This is a genomic window from Chryseobacterium sp. Y16C (assembly GCF_022488405.1).
Lineage (GTDB): Bacteria > Bacteroidota > Bacteroidia > Flavobacteriales > Weeksellaceae > Chryseobacterium > Chryseobacterium geocarposphaerae.
Genome location: NZ_CP092711.1, coordinates 2,111,999 through 2,133,748, shown reverse-complemented (window position 1 = coordinate 2,133,748; position 21,750 = coordinate 2,111,999). Strand labels below are relative to the sequence as shown.

The 21,750-nt window shown below is 35.1% G+C and carries 16 protein-coding genes and 1 tRNA gene; 10 read left to right on the top strand and 7 right to left on the bottom strand.

Features of this window, described 5'->3' with window-relative positions:
- Positions 1–10 precede the first annotated feature (10 nt).
- The 3 genes from MKS83_RS09460 to MKS83_RS09450 all read right to left on the bottom strand — a co-directional run bounded on the left by MKS83_RS09460 (position 11) and on the right by MKS83_RS09450 (position 6,474).
- Complete coding sequence (locus MKS83_RS09460) at positions 11–4,840, bottom strand: CotH kinase family protein (protein ID WP_240582956.1); 4,830 nt, start codon at positions 4,838–4,840, stop codon at positions 11–13.
- Position 4,841: 1 nt separating this feature from the next.
- A complete protein-coding gene (locus MKS83_RS09455; protein ID WP_240582955.1) occupies positions 4,842–5,468 on the bottom strand; it encodes a hypothetical protein in 627 nt (208 codons plus the stop codon).
- A 935-nt stretch (positions 5,469–6,403) separates the two neighbouring features.
- A tRNA-Gln gene (locus MKS83_RS09450) sits at positions 6,404–6,474 on the bottom strand.
- Between the two features lie 298 nt (positions 6,475–6,772).
- Here MKS83_RS09450 and der point away from each other — a divergent pair.
- Positions 6,773–8,083: a ribosome biogenesis GTPase Der gene (gene der / locus MKS83_RS09445; protein ID WP_240582954.1), complete on the top strand. Its 1,311-nt coding sequence runs from the start codon at positions 6,773–6,775 to the stop codon at positions 8,081–8,083.
- An 80-nt stretch (positions 8,084–8,163) separates the two neighbouring features.
- Positions 8,164–8,817 carry a uracil phosphoribosyltransferase gene (gene upp / locus MKS83_RS09440; RefSeq protein WP_100376609.1) on the top strand — a complete coding sequence of 218 codons (654 nt, stop codon included), beginning with the start codon at positions 8,164–8,166 and terminating at the stop codon, positions 8,815–8,817.
- A gap of 1 nt (position 8,818) precedes the next feature.
- Here the strand turns inward: upp and MKS83_RS09435 are convergent, their stop codons facing one another.
- The 3 genes from MKS83_RS09435 to MKS83_RS09425 form a co-directional block, all read right to left on the bottom strand.
- On the bottom strand, positions 8,819–9,505 hold the full coding sequence (locus MKS83_RS09435) for an alpha/beta fold hydrolase (RefSeq protein WP_240582953.1): 687 nt from the start codon (positions 9,503–9,505) through the stop codon (positions 8,819–8,821).
- Between the two features lie 105 nt (positions 9,506–9,610).
- Positions 9,611–10,264, bottom strand: a complete 654-nt coding sequence (locus MKS83_RS09430; RefSeq protein WP_240582952.1) for a ComF family protein — start codon at positions 10,262–10,264, stop codon at positions 9,611–9,613.
- A 56-nt stretch (positions 10,265–10,320) separates the two neighbouring features.
- Positions 10,321–11,796 carry a helix-turn-helix domain-containing protein gene (locus MKS83_RS09425; RefSeq protein WP_240582951.1) on the bottom strand — a complete coding sequence of 492 codons (1,476 nt, stop codon included), beginning with the start codon at positions 11,794–11,796 and terminating at the stop codon, positions 10,321–10,323.
- Between the two features lie 126 nt (positions 11,797–11,922).
- Here MKS83_RS09425 and aceB point away from each other — a divergent pair, with 126 nt between their 5' ends.
- From aceB to MKS83_RS09395, 6 genes are all read left to right on the top strand, one after another.
- Positions 11,923–13,497, top strand: a complete 1,575-nt coding sequence (aceB, locus tag MKS83_RS09420) for a malate synthase A (RefSeq protein WP_240582950.1) — start codon at positions 11,923–11,925, stop codon at positions 13,495–13,497.
- Between the two features lie 231 nt (positions 13,498–13,728).
- Positions 13,729–15,009, top strand: coding sequence for an isocitrate lyase (aceA, locus tag MKS83_RS09415; RefSeq protein WP_240582949.1), 1,281 nt, complete (start codon positions 13,729–13,731; stop codon positions 15,007–15,009).
- 99 nt (positions 15,010–15,108) lie between these two features.
- The gene (locus tag MKS83_RS09410; protein ID WP_100376603.1) at positions 15,109–15,492 is read left to right on the top strand and encodes an acyl-CoA thioesterase; all 384 of its coding nucleotides are present in this window, start codon (positions 15,109–15,111) and stop codon (positions 15,490–15,492) included.
- 60 nt (positions 15,493–15,552) lie between these two features.
- Positions 15,553–15,999, top strand: a complete 447-nt coding sequence (locus MKS83_RS09405) for a 6-pyruvoyl trahydropterin synthase family protein (RefSeq protein WP_100376602.1) — start codon at positions 15,553–15,555, stop codon at positions 15,997–15,999.
- Between the two features lie 15 nt (positions 16,000–16,014).
- Entirely contained in the window at positions 16,015–16,788 is a 774-nt protein-coding gene (locus MKS83_RS09400; protein WP_240582948.1) for a UDP-2,3-diacylglucosamine diphosphatase, read from the top strand.
- A 185-nt stretch (positions 16,789–16,973) separates the two neighbouring features.
- Positions 16,974–17,960, top strand: a complete 987-nt coding sequence (locus MKS83_RS09395) for an acyl transferase (RefSeq protein ID WP_240582947.1) — start codon at positions 16,974–16,976, stop codon at positions 17,958–17,960.
- 77 nt (positions 17,961–18,037) lie between these two features.
- Here the strand turns inward: MKS83_RS09395 and aqpZ are convergent, their stop codons facing one another.
- On the bottom strand, positions 18,038–18,772 hold the full coding sequence (aqpZ, locus tag MKS83_RS09390; RefSeq protein ID WP_240583178.1) for an aquaporin Z: 735 nt from the start codon (positions 18,770–18,772) through the stop codon (positions 18,038–18,040).
- A 205-nt stretch (positions 18,773–18,977) separates the two neighbouring features.
- Here aqpZ and MKS83_RS09385 point away from each other — a divergent pair, with 205 nt between their 5' ends.
- Both MKS83_RS09385 and MKS83_RS09380 read left to right on the top strand, forming a co-directional pair.
- A complete protein-coding gene (locus MKS83_RS09385) occupies positions 18,978–19,598 on the top strand; it encodes a DUF5715 family protein (protein WP_240582946.1) in 621 nt (206 codons plus the stop codon).
- A 114-nt stretch (positions 19,599–19,712) separates the two neighbouring features.
- A complete protein-coding gene (locus tag MKS83_RS09380) occupies positions 19,713–21,641 on the top strand; it encodes an ABC-F family ATP-binding cassette domain-containing protein (RefSeq protein WP_240582945.1) in 1,929 nt (642 codons plus the stop codon).
- Positions 21,642–21,750 lie beyond the last annotated feature (109 nt).

Below are 21,750 nucleotides of genomic sequence, written 5' to 3'. Positions count from 1 at the left end.
TTTTTATTTTTTATGTAATTGGGAAAATTCTTGCAGCGTGATAGCTCCAGTTGGTTGCCGTCTTGTATGCATTTACACTTGCTGCGGGAACGTAAATTGTAACTAAGTTTGTATCGTGTCCTAGCGATACACTTAATAGGACAGGAGGAACCACCGCTAAAATAGTTATTGAACTTGATTGAAATTTAAAACTTCCGTATGGATAAACAAATATTGCAGTATCTCCAAGATACTCCAAGCTAGCTGGTAGAATTATTTTGAGGCTATCCCCATTTTTATAAGGATCAATATAAATACCTCTTTTATAAATCTTTTTCAATGCAACACATCCACTAAAATCAAGAATATCTGCTCGATAATCTGGAAAAAAATTAACATAGCTTTTATCTTTATTTATATTAATCAAAGTACTACCACTAATATTACCAATTTCTGTAATGAATGGAAGGGAATAAATCCCATTGGAACCATACATATGGGTAAATGAATTTATTTTAAAAATTTTCACATTTTTAAATAAATTAATATCTAAAGCAGCAGAGCTGAATGGGAAATTGCCTAATTCTTCAATATTGCTAAAATCGCCTGTTGGAATATAATTCGATGAAAGCATACCTACAGCATTGTCTCCTACTTTTTTCACACTTCCAGGCACAACGAAAACCCTAAATTCCTGACCATAAAAAGCTTGATTTCCTATTTCTTCTAAATTGGTAAAAAACCTAGATTCAGGAAATGTCCCGCCAAAATTTTTGCTAGGGTATAAATTCTTATTAAAAGTATCATTGGCTATAACTTTCACAGCCCTAGCTTCATCAAAACTTATATGTCCATCACCTGTAGTATCATATAAGGAAGCTAATGCAGTTTCCCGACCAACGTATGAAAATTCTATATAGGTCAAAATATTGGTATACGTAAAGTGAAAATCAGGCCAATTGGCTTCCATAAAAATTTTATCATCATTATATATTGAAGTAAATTTCCAACTTCCTTCTACAATAGAATGAGGTATTGTATTTCCATTATCATCAATCCCTTTTGCACTAATAAGCTTATAAAAAGAATCGCTAGTATCACTGCTTCCCACAAGATTATTGACACTAATTCTACTTATTTTTGTTAAACTATTGACAATAGTAGCTACATTTATTTTTGAACAGTTTTTAATATAAAGTGTGGTGATATTCGTTGGTGTAAAAACTAAATTTTGATTGGAAATAAAATTTTGATTGTCTAAAATAAGAGTATTGGCAGCCGTAGGGAGCACTAATGAATTTAGTAAACCACCTTTCGGCAACAGTACGGCACTTATTCCTGACCCCTCCGCGTACACGCTCTTTATTGCTGTACATCCCGACAAGTCAACAGCCTGCGTGAGATTAGGACAATTCGAAATATCCAACTCTTCCAACAACGTATTATTTCCGACAAAAATATTTCGCAAATTTTGATTAGAATATCCAACGTTTTGACTCCCGATTCTTAATTTTGATAAATTCAACGCTTTTGAAACATCTAAAGTACCAAGATACTTTCCTGACAAATCTCCAAGATCTTTAATTGCGGATGCACCATAGATAATGGTTTCTGTATCGTTAAAAGTAATAGCCGGAGCTTGAACTAAAGATGAAACATTTTTTCTAAGCCTCGCACGGTTGATATAGGAACCAAACTTAATTTTCGTATACCCGTCTTTTTGAGCAGTTAGTAAAAAATTAGCATTGGGAGCAACTACAGGTGTGCCCGAAGGTGTATAAAGTCTCATCGTGATATAATCAGATGAGAAAGTAGACGTGTCATACTTTCCATCCATATATCTGAATCTATTTAATAACCAATAATTCCTGTGTGATTTTCTTGAGCCTTGTGCGGGGTATAAGTAACTTCCGTTCCCGGCAACAACCAAAGGGTCTATATATTTATATTTCGCATCTTCATTAAAAATACTTTCCGCCCATTTGTCAGATTCTAATGTGTTAAAGTAAGTATTGCACTTATCATAAGTCAGAATTCCTGAAGTTCTCATTTTCTGATACAAGGCAGTAATTTCAGTATCAAAAGCCACTTCAACCAATTTCCAAAGCTCTGAAAGTGCGCCATTCCAGACAAAACCACTTCCTACTTGGTCATGAGCTTCCACCCAATAATCGTATACGTTGTGGCCCTCGTTATTAAGTCCTAAAACCGTATCATTATCATAAAAAATAAGATACCAACGTTTGTTTCCTGCAGCGTCTGGATACATTGCAAACATCTGATTTTTAGCACGCTGATCGACCATTGCGAAAAACTCAGTAAAGACATAATAAAACAGTAAAAACTGAATATTAAAATGGTCCGGAGCCTCGGTCTTGAATTTTGCAGGATTATTTTTGCAACTCACAATCCACGTATGTAAAGCTTCAAGATTCGAAGTGTCTTCATTATTTTCCGGATATCTTCCCTCAAAATCATTTTTCCATAAATGCTTACCATTTTCGTCTACACTTTGAAAATCTGTAGCAATAAATAATGTATTATCTGACGTATTGTTTAAGAATTCCCAGCATTCCTGGCCCCCTGTAAAACCTGTTGTTGCTTCATTCGACTTATCATTGTTAAAATTATATTTCCCTAAGAAAATACGCTCAGAATCTGGTGTAGCACGGTGAAAAATAAGTATCGGAAACCCGTCCATTGTCGTCCGAACGTTAGGATCCACTAACTGAGGGGGCACTAAGTAGCCTAGCTGATTCAAAGAATCCTGTGCAAGCCTTGCCAAACCAATATTGTGAGAACCGGAAGACTCCATAAAATCGGCTTTAAAAGTAAATGTCTTTTCAGCTAATGAGTTGTCACGAAGCTTATACCTGGAAGAAACTAATTCACCATTTTTAAAGCCTCCATTAAATTTTATTTTAAAGTTTTTTCGGGGATAATATTGTGATGATGTACCCTGAACATCAACACTCGCATTTACATAAGAAAACGATTTTGTAGGATCCTGAGTATTTTCATACTCTCCAACAATTGTTTTTTTATCGCCTTTATAAGTTGGCAGATCTCCAATAATGGTTAAGCATGGAATTGATTGTAAACATTTATCGTAGGACAAATTTCCGAATGCATCGTACAGTTTATTTCTCTCGTAAATGTTGACTTTTTCAACCAGGTTATCCATGTCAGCGATGTAATTTGACAACATCTGATCAGCGTTTAGATTATTATTATAAACCCTGATATTATATAGATTAATAGTACAGTCATCGTTTCCAATGGTAATGTTTTGAGGAGCTTGTTGTAAAAAGCTGTCTAATGAATTATACTGATATAGTGAGGATATAATTCCATTGATATACACAAATACCAATCTTTGATCTGCAACCTTTGTAACGACTACACTTACACGGATTCTTTCCTCTTCCTTAAAAAATATGGACGTACCGTCCTGCTCAGAACTGAACGAAAACGAATTTGAGGTAGCAACAAATCCAACATTTCCATTTTTACAAGAAAAAATAGTACTGTCACTGTTTTTTATATCTGAAGTTGAAAATTCAAATTCTAATGTTTTACCACCTGTTTTAAAATCGTTATCAAATATTTTAAAAGGAATCTCAACCCTTGCATTTCCGCTCACTTTAAGCGCCACAGAACCCTTTGAATCCTGAATCCATCCATTGGTGCTGAAATCAAAATCTGTAAGAGTACATGACAGGTTTTTGTATTTCCACTCGTTTTTGTTAATCTCTGAATTGCTTCTGTTTCGACTGCTTAAAAATAATTCCAAGCCTAACGTTTCGGCTTCAACTTGAATATCAAATGCTGCTACAACTACTGAAGTATTTTTCGTGACATTGCCACATTTAAAAGTTACAGTGTGTGCACCTGAGTCCGCAAATGTATAGGTGAACTTCTGCAAACTTCTATTTACAAGTAATTCAGAAACCTTCACTCCATCCACTAAAATCTCAATATCGCTATAATTTGATGATGGTGAATACACCAGATATTCAATCGAAGCTGGAGCATATTGATTAGCAGTAACATTATTTGCTGAAGAAACTAAAGGCGTTAAATTACCTGCAACAACACTGATGATATCTGTAAATAAGTGATTGCTTTCAATGATCTCTCCTGACAAATCAGCGGTCATATACACTTCTAAAATATGAACTCCATGCGGCTGTGCAGGTATTTCATAAAGAAGCTCTTTGTTATTGATTGAAGTAACTACCGGCGGAAGATCTGATCCATTTAATTTGAAATGAATCGTCTTCTCGACATTCCCGGTTGGAATATACCGGAAAATGACTGGTCCCGAATTAATAGTGGTCTTGTCGTATGTAGTGCTTAAAGCAAGTGCTATTGTTTGAATATCATATTTTAATTTCCTGTTATTTCCATAACTATCGGTGATACTGAGCGTTATTGTATTATCTCCCGCCAGAATATATGACGTAATATCTATCTCATTGACTCCCTGATTAATACTTTTGTTAAATAGAATCGTATTTCCTTTTAAAATACTTGCAGTTCCTCCGCCGGTCTCACTACCATCAACGCTGTCGATGGATAACCATGAAAAAACTATTCTAACTTCACTTCCAAATGATTTTACGAACGATGCCGGTATTTCAGATTTTGCACGGAAAACAATTCCATTGGTTCCTCCGGTTCCTCCACCAGTTCCATATTCACTTTCTGACTTTTTTCCTGAAGCTGAATAGGCAATCTGTTTAATGATTTTTCCATCTTCATTTTTAATGAAGAACATCACGGGATAAATAAAGTTATCTGCAACTTCTTTATCTGATCTTTCATAATTTGTAAAATAAATTCTTCCTGTATATCTCATTTTAATCTTCTTGTGTTAAATCAATAAAACCATCTGCTCCACCTCCAGGCATATTAACCTCCATGACAGACCAAACAAAACCGTCAAAGGAAATTATTCCGAAATTTTCAATCTTAACTCCTGAAGCATTTTCGTAAACTCCACTGCCTGCCCAAAACCATTTTGCTGATCCCGGTTTAACAATAATATTATCAGTAGGCCTTAAAATCCCTCCAAAGGAAGAATTTGCTCCTGAACCTTTAAGCAATTCTATCTGCTCCTGAAGTATATTTACAACTTCCTCGATTTGCTCCTTTGTATAGACATTTCCGGTCTCTTCATCATCGTCTATAGTGGCTGCTAGTTTGATCTTTAATTTTTCTTTCCATTCTTCTACATTTTTAGTAGTAAGATTGGATGCATTAAGGTTTGCGAGCACTAAATCGTGGGCGCTTTCATCTTGCAGATGATTTGTAAAAGTGGTGCTGGATACTGTTTTTTGAAAAGTTTCATTTAAACCCATTACCTCATCCATCTTGATGTTTTCATCTAAATGGCGGAATGAAGAAAAGGTCTGCTGAAACTGAGTTTCTGTGGGCATATCACCCTTTTCAAACCAGCTAAATATTGTTTTTAATGGTACTTTCATTATTATTGGAAATTAGTTTTTATAAAATTGATGATTTGAGGGAAAGTCTATTCTTGAGAGGCTTATTGTAGTAAAATAGAATTCTATTTCTTTTGAACAATTATTGATTTCCACCTCTTTTCTCGTACTGTCAATTAGTGAATTATTAATAGGGGCACAACTTAGAAAATATATATTTTCGACATGTTTTTTTAGTTTATTTTAAAATCAACTACATTCTTTTACATTTTTTCTATACTGTTTTCTTGGTATATTTTCTTTTTGACTCCAATAATCATTCACTTTCTTCAGAATGCAAATTTCATTGTTTTTTGGTCCTTATAAAAGTTTTTTGACCTCGCTATTCTGTAATTGCAGTAACAAGTATTTTTAACCCAAATAGGACGGTGTGAATTAATAATCAATTCATCAATGTTTTATATGAGTACCATCAATGGGACTTGTGAATATTGTAATCGCAGCGATACATTTTTAGTAGGAAGTGATTTGAAATAAGGAACCAGATTTGAGTTTGACCATTTTTTTGATAAAGCCACCTATCCTTATCTGGCTCTAAGTTCTTCAAATCTAAAAGAATCAAATCTATTTAACTTGGATGAACATGCGTCCTTTGATAGAAGGATTTTCAGAAGACATACTTTTTTCTATAGCTCTCAAATATTACAATCTTCAAGATTAAATCAACGAAATTATTAAAAAAGTCCCAAATTTATAATGACGATTATATTAAAGATCTCTTATAAAATATTAACGCTAAAATTGAAAAGATTGGAGTTTGATCTGGGCGATGTTTACTGAAAATCTGGTGTTTGACGGAGAAAGGCATCGAACACCGCGGGGTAATTAGACAGTTCAGCTAATATACTCTAAAGAGAAGGAAATTCGAGGAAATAAAAAAGGGACAAATCTTTCTTTTTTAGATTTGTCCCAATAAGTAGACCCACAGGGATTCGAACCCCAGATGACTGAACCAAAATCAGTAGTGTTACCGCTACACCATGGGTCTGTATTTCTATGTCGCGAAATTATATAAATTATTTCAAAAATAAAAATGATATTGAAAGATAAATGCATGTAAAATGCTCGCAAATGTTTTATTTATTGATATTCAAAGAATTATTTTTATGAAAATTTTTTAAAATTAAAAACAAAAATTAAGGGTTGAAGCATTGGCAGATTAGCTTATTTACCATTTCAGCTTTCTTGGCCCAATCAACCGAGTAAAATAAAAACCTTATCTTTGCAAAAAATTGGGCTCCAAAAGTTGGAGAAACCCATTAATAATTAAATTATTAAACATTTTTATGTCGAATATTGTCGCAATCGTTGGGCGTCCCAACGTAGGAAAATCCACTTTATTTAATCGTTTATTAGAAAGGAGAGAAGCTATTGTAGACTCTACTGCAGGGGTTACCAGAGACCGTCACTACGGAAAATCTGACTGGAACGGGGTAGACTTTACAGTAATTGATACCGGAGGTTATGATGTAGGAACGGATGATATCTTTGAAGAAGAAATCCGTAAGCAGGTTCAGTTAGCGGTAGATGAGGCTACTTCTATCATTTTTATGATGAATGTGGAAGAAGGTCTTACCGATACGGATCATGAAATTTACAGGTTGTTAAGAAGATCAAACAAGCCTATTTATATTGTAATCAATAAAGTAGATTCTGCAAAAGAAGAACTTCCGGCTACGGAATTCTATCAATTGGGGATTGATAAATATTATACTTTATCTTCTGCAACAGGTTCAGGAACGGGAGATTTATTGGATGATATCGTAAGAGATTTCCCAACAACAGAATATAAAGATCCGTTTGAAGGATTGCCAAAAATTACGATTGCAGGTCGTCCGAACGTTGGAAAATCTACCATGACGAATGCTTTGCTTGATGTGGAAAGAAATATTGTAACCGATATTGCAGGAACAACAAGAGATAGTATTCAAACACTTTACAATAAATTCGGACATGAATTTGTGTTGGTAGATACTGCCGGAATGAGAAGAAAATCTAAGGTTAACGAAGATTTGGAATTCTATTCCGTAATGCGTTCGATTCGTTCTATTGAATATTCAGATGTAGTGATCATCATGGTAGATGCTACACAGGGGTGGGAATCTCAGGATATGAACATTTTCGGATTGGCTCAGAAAAATAGAAAAGGAATTGTAATCCTGGTCAATAAATGGGATTTGATCGAAGATAAGCAGACCAACACCATGCGTGATTTCGAAAAATCAATTAAAGATAAAATCGGGCAGTTTCAGGATGTTCCCATTTTATTTGTTTCAGCATTGACGAAACAGAGAATTCTGAAGGCTGTTGATATGGCAATGCAGGTTTACGAAGACCGTAAGAAGAAGATTAAAACTTCAAAATTAAATGAAGTAATGCTTCCTATTTTCGAAGGAACACCGCCGCCGGCAAATAAAGGGAAATACATTAAAATCAAGTACTGTGTACAGCTTCCAACGCCGTCACCACAGTTTGTATTCTTCTGTAATTTACCACAATACGTAAAAGAACCATACAAAAGATTTACTGAAAACCAATTGAGAAAAGAATTCGGATTTACCGGAGTTCCGATCGAAGTATATTTCAGACAGAAATAAATAACAGACCCTTTTAGATTTTCTAAGAGGGTTTTTATTCTTGATTAAATTTTATAATTTTAGATAAAGCTTTCAAAATAATGAATACAGTCGTATTATCAGAACAATTTTCTCTAGTGAATACCTGGATTAATGAATTGAGGAATATTGAAATTCAGCACGATAGAATGAGATTCCGTAGGAATATGGAGAGAATCGGGGAAATTGCAGCCTTTGAGATTAGTAAGGGATTGGAGCAAAAAGAAATTGAAATTCAGACCCCTTTGGATAAAATCAGAGTTAAGGAAATTGCTGTTCAGCCCGTTATTACAACGATTTTGAGAGCCGGAGTTCCTTTGTTTGAAGGAATTTTGAATTATTTTGATAAAGCTGATTGCGGTTTTGTTGCTGCTTACAGAAAACATGACGCCAATGATTATTTTTCGATCAAGCAGGATTATTTAACCTGCCCGAATATCGAAGGAAGACCATTAATTGTTGGTGATCCTATGTTAGCAACAGGAGCATCTTTAATTGAAGCGATTAAAGATTTATTAACGAACGGAAATCCCTCTCAACTTCATATTGTGGCGGCAATTGCTTCAAAACAAGGAGTGGAAACCATAGAAAAAGCATACCCAAATGCAAAAATATGGGTTGGAGCCATTGATGAAAACTTGACGTCAAAAGGCTACATCACACCTGGATTGGGAGATGCAGGAGATTTGAGCTACGGAGAAAAACTTCAGAGATAGTTTAAGACAGATTCCAAAAATCTTTCATTAAATCTAATAATAATTTTGGTCGTACTTTGTCCATAGGATGTTTCGTATCGGGAAGTACGGCCAGTTTTGCATTCGGAAGGCTTCTGTATACTTCCAAACTTTCTTCAAGGGTCACCATATTATCTTTATCACCTACCATTACTTGCACCGGGATGTTAATGCCGGATAAATTATTTTTCAAAGGCGGATTTTCACCTAAAGAAACCATCATATCTGCAATGGCAGGAAGTAACTGCTTCCATTGTGAACCATGCTGCTTCTCTAATACTTCTGCGTATTTCGGAACTTTTTCTGCAATTACATCAGGATTGAGCATTTTACTTTCTTTCAGAGCCTGTTCCTCTGTCCAGTCGAATTTCGTACCCAGAGTCATGATCGAATTTATAGCAGAAGGATTTTCCATGGCGTAGCAAAGGGCAACGTAACCGCCCATGCTGTGTCCAAAAATTGAAACATCGTTCAATTTTTCTTTTTCAATAAGTTCTTTTAATTCGTGTGTGTATTGTTCAATACTGATTCCGTTTTCAGGAAGTTCTGTGTTGCCATGTCCCGAAAATAAAGGAGTATGAATGGTAAAATATTTTGAAAGCTCTTCTTTAATAGGTTTAAAAACTTCACTGTGACCTAAAGCTCCGTGCAATAAAATAAGATTTGGCATTATCATTAGTTTGTTGGAAAATTAAGAAAAAGATTTCAGAAAATAGAGCTGAAATTGATGTCTTACCAATTAAACTCTAATCTCGAAACACGAAACTCATAATTTTTAAACATCAATCGCCATAACAAGAATACTCACTGTATTATCTCCTGCCTTTAAAATTTCCCATGCAATAGTTGATAAAGTATTTCCCGTGGTGAAAACATCATCAATTAATAAAACATGCTTCCCTGAAATACTTTTGCTAATAGAAAAAATATTTTCTGTATCCAATCGATGCTGCTTGTCTTTCAAAGCCTGAGCCTTTGAATAATGATTTCTTTTGATTAAATCATGACTAAATGGAATTTCATAAAACTTAGATAAAGTTTCTGTAAATAAATGAAGTTGATTATAACCTCTTTCTTTCAGTTTTTTGGGATGTAAAGGAACAGAAACGAATACATCCGGTTTTTCGTTTTTAAAATCTAACCGTTCAAAAGTCCAGTCTGCAAGAATTTTTCCGATCTTTTCTCTGCTTTTATATTTCAGATCATGCACAATTTTTCTGCTTAAGTTTTCTTTTTCAAACTGCATCAAAGCAAAAGCATTCACAATAGGAAATAGTAATTTGCATCTTTCTTTCAGATGATTGTTTTCAAAATAATTAAAATGAGTAAAGTGGATTTGCTCAAAACAAAGATTGCAGACAAGTAAATTGCCACCAATAATCCGGTTGCAATGAATGCAACGATTCGGAAATAAGAGATCTAAAATCATTTGTGTGTTTTAAGACACTAAAATATAAATTTTAGATAGAACATCAGAACAAAGATCTACAAAATATCTTTCCTCAATTTTTCAATTGAATTCTTCATGCTTGAATTGAAGTATTCCTTTTCCAGGCGAACAGGTGGTGCTTGTCTTACTTCACAGTCGGCGATACTGCAGGATTCGCAGGTTACTCCCACATTGATGGTTTTCAGGGTAGGCGATTTGATGAAGTTAATTTTTTTAATAGTTTGTGAATTCAGCAAAATTCCTAAACAATAACTTCTGTTGCTTCCATCAGAAAATGGATTTTTCTGGGAGGTAGAAATTACCAGGTAACTGAAACCCTGATCTTTGTAATGTGAAATTTGAGCATCTGTCAATGTTTCATTTTCCTTTAGATGATGAAGGTTTTTTACGGCAATCCATCTTCTGCAATAATGTTCGTTGGTGGCATTAGCATGTGGAGCCTGTTGATGGTTTAAATGTAATTCCTTTAAGATCTGTATTTTGTCTGAATTTTTCTTTTTAACCAGGCATAAATAAAACAGATCTTTAATTCCTAATTCGGAAGAAAGAATATTGGTTAACCGATAATAAAAGGTTTCAGGAGAATGGGTGAAATTTTCGATTAAATTTTCAAAACTGGAAGGTTTCCATTCATTCTCTAAGAAAAATTCGGAAGTTTTCTCAATGGTTTCCTCCTTTGAAATCAATAATGCTCCTGCAAAATAAGAAGCATAAAAGTTATTCAATATTTCTTCAAAGCTCCCAAAATCCAGCCATGAATACGTATTCGGACGGTTTTTCAGCTCCAGAACATTAAATCCAATCTCTTTGGCGAGAATAAAAGTTTTCTGATCCTGCTCTAGTTTTCTGTTTAAAAGCAATAATTTCTTCTCAGGAACAAAGAGAGAACGGAGTTTATCTAAAGTTTCATAACGTTCGAAATCTTCTGCTTGTATGTTGTAATTGAATTTTTCAGTCAGAATGTTCTCTAAAATATCTGACTGTAAATTTTTACTGATTTCCAGTTGATTTTCTTTGGCAAACAGTACAACTTTTTCCTCAATTTCCGGAAAGTAATTATCGTACAATTCCTGGAAGGAACGCATAACAGCAAAATAGAATCTTTCTTTTCCTAAATTATAATTCTGTGAAATTTCAATCAGAGCATTGATAAAAGCCGTTACTTTTTTAGGAGCATCGCTAATAATACTGATTAGGTTGTTTTTATTGATTCCGAAAAGTTCAAGCGGGATCTCTTTAAAAAAATCAGATTGCAGAATTTCATTGAATGGTGCTAAGCTTTTATCCAGCTTTGTGGAAACCAGATCATCAAAAGTGCAGCTCAATGCCTCAGAAAGCTGAATGATCTTATCATGTTTCGGATATTTTTTCCCGTTTTCGATTTCATTAAGATATGATTTGGATAATCCTGTTTTCACAGCAAGGTCCTGTAAAGACCAGTTTTTCTTTTGTCTCTGCTGTTTTAGTTTCAGTCCGAAAACCGTTTTAATAAAGTCGCTGTCTGAATTCATAATTCAAATATAAAAGTAAAAAGCGATTTTTCGCATAATATTTTTTAAAAATAATTTAGCGAACGTTCGCTATTTGTGAAAATTTTTATTTATGTTTGTAATGTTGAATCACAAAATCAGTATGTTATGGAAACTAAAACTCAACTAAAAATAAAGGCAGAACAGCGGTTTGAAGAAATTTTCAGCAATGATTTAATAGATTTCTTGGTGGAGCTTCATCAGAATTTTAATCCGGAAAGATTGAAGCTGTTAGAGGAAAGGAAAAAAACTCAGCAGGAATTCGATAAAGGAATACTTCCGAAATTTTTATCAGAAACTCAAGAAATCAGAAATGGTGATTGGGTCTGTGATTCGCTTCCTGAAGATTTGTTGGATAGAAGAGTGGAAATTACAGGACCTGTTGATCGTAAAATGATTATTAACGCGTTGAATTCCGGAGCTTCCACTTTTATGGCAGATTTCGAAGACAGTAATTCTCCCACATGGAGAAACTGTATGGAAGGGCAGCTTAATCTTTCCGATGCCATCAACAGAAAAATTGATTTTACAAATGAAAATGGGAAATCTTATCAGCTGAATGAAAAAACAGCGGTCTTATTAGTTCGTCCACGTGGACTGCATTTAAATGAAAAACATATTGAAATTAATGACGTACAGGTTTCGGCTTCATTAATTGATTTTGGAATTTATTTTTTCAGAAATGCGAAAAAGCTCTTGCAAAATGGAAGTGCCCCCTATTTTTATCTTCCAAAATTAGAGCATTACAAAGAAGCCCGTTGGTGGAATGATGTTTTCGTGTTTTCGCAAAATTACCTGGGAATTTCACAAGGGACCATTAAAGCAACTGTTTTAATAGAAACCATTACTGCTTCGTTTCAAATCGATGAAATTTTATTTGAATTAAGAGAACATAGTTCTGGTTTGAATTGTGGTCGTTGGGATTATATTTTTTCATACATCAAAAAATTTAGAAACCTTCCTGAGTTTATTGTTCCGGACAGGGACCAGGTGACGATGACTTCTCCTTTTATGAGTGCTTATTCAAAAAGAGTGATCGAAGTTTGTCATAAAAGAAATGTTCACGCGATTGGAGGAATGGCAGCACAAATTCCGATTAAAAACGATTACGAAGCCAATAGTATTGCTTTCGGAAAAGTGAGAAGCGATAAGGAAAGGGAAGTAAAAAACGGACACGACGGAACCTGGGTGGCGCATCCTGCTTTGGTTTCCGTAGCCAAAAGTATTTTCGACCAGTTTATGCCTTCTAAAAACCAGATTGATAAAAAATTCAGTTATCAGATTACAGAAAATGATTTGCTTGAAATTCCAAAAGGAGAAATTACAGAAAAAGGGGTTCGGAAAAATATCAATGTGGGAATCCTGTACATCGAATCCTGGCTGATGGGAGTTGGGGCGGCTGCGATTTATAATCTAATGGAAGATGCAGCAACAGCGGAAATATCAAGAACTCAGGTTTGGCAATGGCTGAAAAATGAAGCAGTTTTAAGTGATGACAGAACGCTGACGAGAGAAATGATTCTCCAATGGGAATTTGAAGAACTGGAACGTATTGAAAAATATGTCGGTTCAGAACGATTTAAAAATGGAAAATTCGGTCTGGCAAAAGAACTTTTTAATGAATTGATCTTCTGTGAAGACTTTACAGAATTTCTTACGCTGAAAGCCTATCCTTTTATATAGGTTGGTAAGAAGAAATATTTTCCACAACGTCACTTCGAGTAGATTTTGAAAAAATCGTATCGAGAAGTTTTTAATAAAAAGTTTAAAAAGGCTTAAAAATAAAGTTCTCGATACAAAATTATTCTTCATTTCATTACAAATAATTTTACTCGAACTGACGGAACAAAATAACCCGAATCTCGTAACTCGAATCTAAAACCTAACAATCTTAAACTTTAAATCTAAAATAATATGAAAACAAAACAAGAACAAATCCGGGAAATAGAAAAAGACTGGCTTGAAAATCCACGTTGGAAAGGTGTGAAAAGGCTTTATACGGCAGAAGATGTGCTGAAACTTCGTGGTTCTTATAAATTAGATTATACGATTGCAACAGAAATGTCAAAAAAATTCTGGAACAAATTAACCACTCAGGACTTTGTTGCCGGATTGGGAGCATTAACCGGAAATCAGGCGGTACAGGAAGTTGATGCGGGACTGGAAGCAATTTATCTTTCAGGATGGCAGGTGGCTGCAGATGCAAACTTATCCGGAGAAATGTACCCTGATCAGTCGTTGTATCCGGCGAACTCAGTGCCTTCAGTGGTGAAAAAAATAAATAATGCTTTACTAAGAGCGGATCAGGTTCAATCGCTGAATGGAGGCGGTGAAAAAGAGTATTTGGTCCCGATCATTGCTGATGCAGAAGCTGGTTTTGGAGGGAATTTAAATGCTTATGAATTAATGAAGCAAATGATTGAAGCCGGAGCTGCTGCGGTACATTTTGAAGATCAATTGTCTTCTGCTAAAAAGTGCGGTCATTTGGGTGGAAAAGTCTTAGTTCCAACCCAGGAAGCGGTGAATAAATTAATTTCGGCTCGCTTGGCAGCAGATGTTTTGGGAGTTCCTACTTTAATTATCGCCAGAACAGATGCTGATGCTGCAGATTTGCTTACTTCGGATATCGATGACAGGGATAAAAAATTTGTGACAGGAGAAAGAACTTCCGAAGGATTTTATGTGGTGAAAAATGGAGTGGAACAGGGAATTGACAGAGGATTATCCTATGCACCATACGCAGATCTGATCTGGATGGAAACTTCAAATCCTGATCTGGAGCAGGCGAGAAGATTTGCAGAAGGAATTCATGCAAAATTCCCGGATAAAATGCTGGCTTATAATTGTTCACCGTCTTTCAACTGGGCAGCAAAATTGAGTGTGGATGAAATGCTCAATTTCCGTGAAGAGTTGGCGAAAATGGGTTATAAATTCCAGTTTATTACTTTGGCGGGTTTCCATGCATTGAATACAGCAATGTTTGAACTTGCCTTAGCTTATAAAGAAAAAGGAATGGCAGGATATTCTGAGCTCCAGGAACGTGAATTTGCTTTGCAAAAACAGGGGTTCAGAGCGGTAAAACACCAATCTTTTGTAGGGACAGGGTATTTCGATGAGGTTCAGAATATTGTAACCAATGGTTCTTCTGCAACGGTGGCAATGAAAGATTCCACAGAGACGGCGCAATTTCATTAGAAAGTTCCATTTTTTAAATAAATTTTATTGTCAGGACCTTCTCAATTTCGGGGAGGTTTTGCTTTTTATGTCTTATTTTTGAGTAAATATTTGGAGAAGATGAGTTTGATTTTTGAAAAACAAATACAAGTTACGGAAGAGCATATTGATGGAAATAATCATGTTAACAATGTGCAGTATGTTCATTGGGTGGAAGAAATTGCAGGGGAACACTGGGACTTCGTAAAACATAAAACCGAATTTTCAGAATTCGCATGGATGCTTCTCGATCATCATATTCAGTATAAAAAACAGGTATATCTCAACGATATTGTCACTATAAAAACCTATCCGAAAGCTCCTGAAGGAATTCGTCAGCCGAGAAAAGTTGAGTTTTACTGCAATGATCAGCTGGTGGTGGATTCCAGTACGCTTTGGGTTTTGGTAGATGTAGAAACACAAAGGATTAAAAGATTGGAGAGTGATTGGCTGGATAAATTGTAAGAATGATGCTTTCGTAAATGATAAGATAAATTCAAAACTCAAATTCCTTATCTTTGCACCATGATACGTATTACAAAAATTTTTACATTCGAAACAGCTCATGTGCTGTACAATTACGACGGAAAATGTAAAAATATGCATGGGCATTCCTATAAACTATTCGTAACAGTGAAAGGAAAGCCGATTAATGATTTGGAAAACCCTAAAAATGGGATGGTGGTAGATTTTGGCGATATTAAAACAATTGTAAAATCTGAAATTGTGGACGTTTGGGATCATGCGGTAATGATTAATGCACTTTCTCCCCATAAAGAATTGGGAGAAGGGTTGGAAAATCAGGGACATAAAGTGATTTATTGTTCATTCCAGCCAACTTGCGAAAATATGTTATACGCTATTGCAGCAAAAATAAAGTCTAGACTTCCGGAAGGAATTTCTTTGGCTTATCTTAAACTTCATGAAACAGAAAACTCTTACGGAGAGTGGTTTGCAGAAGATAATCAGTAATTTAAAACGAAAACGGTGTTAAAGACGACCATCAATTTAGAGCCTGGAAAAAAAGTATATTTCGCTTCAGATCAGCATTTTGGTGCGCCCAATCCTAAGGAAAGCAAAATTCGTGAAGAGCGGTTTATCAGATGGATGGATGAGATCAAGCATGATGCTCAGGTTTTGTTTTTAATGGGTGATCTGTTCGATTTCTGGCACGAATGGAAGCATGTAATTCCAAAAGGCTATGTCCGTGTTTTAGGGAAAATTGCTGAATTAAAAGATCGCGGAATTCATATTTATTTCTTTGTTGGCAATCATGATTTGTGGATGAAAGATTATCTGGAAGAAGAAATAGGATGTACGGTTTTTTATAAAAAGCAATACTTTGAAATGGGTGGGAAACAGTTTCTTTTAGCCCATGGAGATGGTTTGGGACCGGGAGATAAAGGGTACAAGAGAATGAAAAAAGTCTTTACCAATCCTGTGGCTCAATGGTTTTTCAAATGGCTACATCCGGATATTGCAATGAAAATAGCATTGTATATGTCACAGAAAAACAAAATGATTTCTGGGGATGAAGACAAAGAGTTTTTAGGAGAAGACAAGGAATTTTTAATTATCTATTCTAAAAAGAAACTGGAAACCGAAAATATTGATTACTTCATCTATGGTCATCGCCACCTTCCGATGGTTTTGGACCTGCAGGGAAAAGCAAAGTATATCAATCTGGGAGACTGGATATCGTATTTCACCTACGGTGTTTTTGAAAAAGATTTTGAATTAAAAACTTTTGAGAAAAAATAAAAAAAATTACCTCATACTGAGGTAATCTTCGGATAGAACGTTAATTCATCCTGTTTTTAATCCATATTCCGGTGAATTAATTGCAAGAATTTTACCAAAATTTACTTTCAATATTAATAAATGATTAAAATTTTTCTTCGTAGATGTAAGTGTCTCATTTTGAGTTAATAATAAATTTTATAAAATTGCATACAATATTTGACATACAGACAGAACAGGACTTTTTGGCTGAATCTTTAAAAGTTTTCCGTTACCAATATGAAAATATAGAGGTGTATAGAAATTTTGTCAGCTATCTCAATATAAAGCCCGATGAGGTGACAAGCCTAGAGAAAATCCCGTTTCTTCCCATAGAAATGTTTAAAAATCATAAAGTGGTTGATAGAAATGTAACGGCTGATCTTTTTTTTCAGAGTTCCGGAACAACTCAGATGAATTTGTCAAAACATTTCATTGCCGACGAGAGTATATATCAGGAAAGTATTTATAAAAGTTTTGAAAAGTTTATCGGAAAGCCGGAAGATTTTATATTTTTAGGATTGCTGCCAAGTTATCTTGAAAGACAAAATTCGTCATTGATTTATATGGTAGATTACTTAATGAAAAAATCTGCCAAACCTGAAAACGGATATTTTCTTTATAATCACTCAGATTTATTTGAATTATTAAATACTATAAAAAATAAGAAAGTAATTCTTTTTGGAGTTTCCTTTGCGTTACTGGACTTTTTAGATTACTGTCATTCCGAGCGAAGTGAGGAATCTCTGAATCTTCTTGAAAATCTCATCGTCATTGAAACCGGCGGAATGAAAGGAAGAAAAGAAGAAATGACAAAAGATGAATTGCTTGAGATTTTAAAGAGCGGTTTTAAAACAGATAAAATTTATTCGGAATATTCTATGACTGAGCTTCTTTCTCAGGCTTATTCATTAGGAAACAACGAATATAATTGTCCGAATTGGATGAAAGTGATGATTAGAAATGCTGAAGATCCCTTTGCTTACGAAAAGGAAGGAAGAACAGGGGCTATTAATATTATTGATTTAGCGAATATTCATTCGTGTTCATTTATAGCCACTCAGGATTTGGGTAAAATAATCGGAAACAAATTTCAGGTGTTGGGAAGAATAGATCATTCGGATATTCGGGGATGCAGTCTTCTTGTTTCTTAGAAAATAGTAGATAAAAAATAAAAAGTCCTGTTAGTGAATAACAGGACTTTTTTTATTATGTATTGATTAGTTGCTGTTTAATGAGCAAGTTCCTCTTCCTGATTATTCTGAAGCAAGAATTTATAAATCAGTCCACCAACAACACCTCCTAAAATAGGCGCTGCCCAGAATAACCATAACTGTGATAAGGCATTACCACCTACAAAAACAGCCTGAGATAGAGATCTTGCTGGGTTTACAGAAGTATTCGTGATAGGAATTGAAATTAAGTGGATTAAAGTCAAGGCCAGACCAATAGCAATACCGGCAAATTTTCCATTAGCATACTTATCAGTTGCTCCCATAATAATGATCAGGAAAAATGCTGTTAAGATAAACTCCGTAAGGAAAGCTGCTCCCATAGAATAGCCTTTCCCAAAATAGACGGCATCTCCGTAAAAGTTGGTGGCAAAAGCTCCGGGTCCTGAAAAATCGGGCGTCCCTGAACCGCTTAAAATGGTGTATAAGGCTCCTGCAGCAACGATGGCGCCTAAACATTGTGCTACAATGTATGAAATAAGATCTTTTGCAGGAAATCTTCCTCCTGCCAAAAGCCCGAATGATACCGCAGGATTGAAATGCCCTCCGGAAATGTGTCCAACAGCGTATGCCATGGTAAGTACAGTAAGTCCAAATGCTAAAGCAACTCCTATAAGAAGTATACCCATTTGACCATTAGAGGCAGGAGCGATCTGAGAAGCAAAAATTGCGCTCCCACAACCTCCGAAAACAAGCCAGAATGTGCCGAAAAATTCAGCGAAAAGTTTTTTTATCATATGTTAATTTTGTAAGTTATCTCAAATTTATAATTAAAATATTAAACTTTAAGATAAATTATAAAAAATATTTGTAGTAATTTGAAATAATGTTTTTAATTTAATAAAATCGTTGAAGATAAGCCGATAAGAATGGTAGCACGGAATTTGAATGCTGTAAAATAAGTAGTAATTTTTGTTTATAAATTCAAAAATCAGTTGAATGAAAAAGTGTGTATGTCTGTTTTTTTTGTCTTTTAATTGGTATACTTATCATGCTCAGTCTATAAAAAAAACATTACCATGTTATGATCTGGGGCAGGTGATGAAAGTAGAACCTACTCCTCTGTATAAACCTCACCTGGATGCTTCTAAAAGTTTTGGGGTAAAGCTTCTTCAAGATTCTAAAGCTGTACAGAAATATATTAATAACGGGAAATTTCATAAAATAAAAAAGACGGGAAAAGGTTATCGTGTACAAAAATTAGATTACAGCAGAGCCTGGATGGTTTCAAAAGGCAAATTAATGCTCGAGAAAATTGGAACCCGCTTTAGCAAGGAGACAAAAGGACATACATTTACGGTTTCATCCATTACAAGAACATTGGAAGATCAATGTCGTTTGAGAAGAGTGAATGCTAATGCTGCGATGGGAATTAGCTCACATAATTACGGAAATTCTTTTGATATTTCTTATGTGCGGTTTAATAGTACTTTAAGAAACAACCCTAAAATGGAAGTGGCTTTAGAGAAAGTTTTAAAATATTATTACGATTTGGGAAGGATTTATTACATCAAAGAAAGGCAGCAAAGCTGTTTTCATATTACTGTAAGAAACTATTGATAGTGGGTAATGTAGGTGCAAATTTCCCTGAAAATTTTCTATTCATTAAATTCATTTCTTTTTCCGTATTTTTGCACCCGAAAATTCATTATTCACTATTAATCATTATTTAACATGCTTTCGGTTCAGAGTTTAGGATTACATCATTCAGGAACATATTTGTTTCAAAACGTGAATTTCACGATTAAAAAGGATGATAAAATTGGTTTGGTTGGTAAAAATGGGGCGGGGAAATCCACTTTATTGAAAATGCTTTCCGGAGAAATTAATTTCTACGAAGGAAACGTGGTTCCGGAAGGAAATATTACTATAGGTTTTCTGAAGCAGGATCTTGATTTTGTAAAAGGAAGAACAGTCTGGGCAGAAACAATGCAGGCTTTCGAACAGATCAATGCATGGAAAAATGAGCTGGAAGAGGTGAATCATCAGATGGCAACAAGAACCGACTACGAAAGTGATTCTTATACCGATTTGATTAATAAGATGACCGAGCTAAACGATCTTTTGATGAACCACGATGCCTACAATCTTGAGGGCGATATGGAAAAAGTGCTGTTTGGTTTAGGTTTTAAAGCAGATGATTTCCAAAAAATTACCGATGAATTTTCAGGAGGCTGGAGAATGAGGATTGAATTGGCAAAACTGCTTCTTCAAAAGAACGATATCATGCTTCTTGATGAGCCTACCAACCACTTGGATATGGAATCGATCATGTGGCTGGAAAACTTTTTGAAAGATTATCCTGGGGCAATTGTTTTGGTAAGTCACGATAAGCAGTTCATGACGGCAGTTTGTAACAGAACTTTTGATATCAACAACAAAAAGGTTGATGATTATAAAGCTAATTATTCCAAATATCTGATCATGCGTGAAGACCGCCGTGAAAAGCTGATTCAGGCTAAAAAGAATCAGGACGCGGAAATCAAGCAGATGGAAGATAATATTAATAAGTTCCGTGCAAGTGCTACCAAAGCTTCTTTTGCACAGTCACTTATTAAAAAATTAGATAAAATTGAGCGTATCGAAGTGGATAATGAAGACGTTTCCAAATTCAACATCCGTTTCGTTCAGTCACAGGTTCCGGGAAAAATTATTTTCGAAGCCGAAAAATTAGGAAAAGCTTACGGAGACAAGCAGATTTTTGATGATGTAGACTTTATCGTTCAGAGAGGGGACAGAATTGCACTTTTGGGGCAAAACGGTCAGGGAAAAACAACCTTGGCGAAAATTCTCGCGGGAGATATCAAAGATTATTCAGGAACCTGGAATCTCGGGCATAATGTAAACATCGGTTACTTCGCCCAGAATCAGGAGGAAGTTCTGACGCCGAATAAAACGGTTCAGGAAGAAGCGGAAGATGCTGCAACAGAAGAAACCAGACCGAGAGTTCGTGATTTGTTAGGATCTTTCCTGTTCCAGGGTGAGGCGGTGAACAAAAAAACGAAGGTACTTTCCGGAGGGGAAAGAAACCGTTTGGCGCTTTGTAAATTGTTGTTGCGTCCTTTCAATACACTGATTATGGACGAACCTACGAACCACTTGGATATTCAGTCTAAGGAAATTATCAAACTGGCTCTTCAGAAGTTTGAAGGGACATTAATTGTGATTTCGCACGACAGGGAGTTCTTACAAGGTCTTTGTGATAAAATATATGAATTCCGTGATGGTAAAATGAAGGAATTCTTAGGAGACATCAACGAATATCTTGAATTCAGACAGAAAGAATCCATCAGAGAGATTTCTGCGGAAAAGGCAAAACTTCACAACGAAGTGCCAAAGATTGAGGAAAAAAAGGCTGAGGAAAAGTCTGCTCCAGCGAGTCAATCGAATGTGATCCTAAGCAAAGAGCAGAAAAATATTCAGAATAAAATAAAAAAAGTAGAAGAAAAAATTTCTGAGCTTGAAACCAAAGTGGAGGAATTTGAAGCTTCTTTTACAAAGGAAAACCCATCTGATGAAACTTTAGAAAAGTATAACAAAACTAAAGAAGAGTTGGATCTTGCATTGCAGGAATGGGAATATTTGGGGACTCAATTGGATTAATTTTTTGAATTAGTATATGATATAAAGATGCTTCGACAGGCTCAGCATGACATAGCTGTTTTATTAGCGGTCAATTTGTAACAATGTCATGCTGAGATTCTCAAAGCAT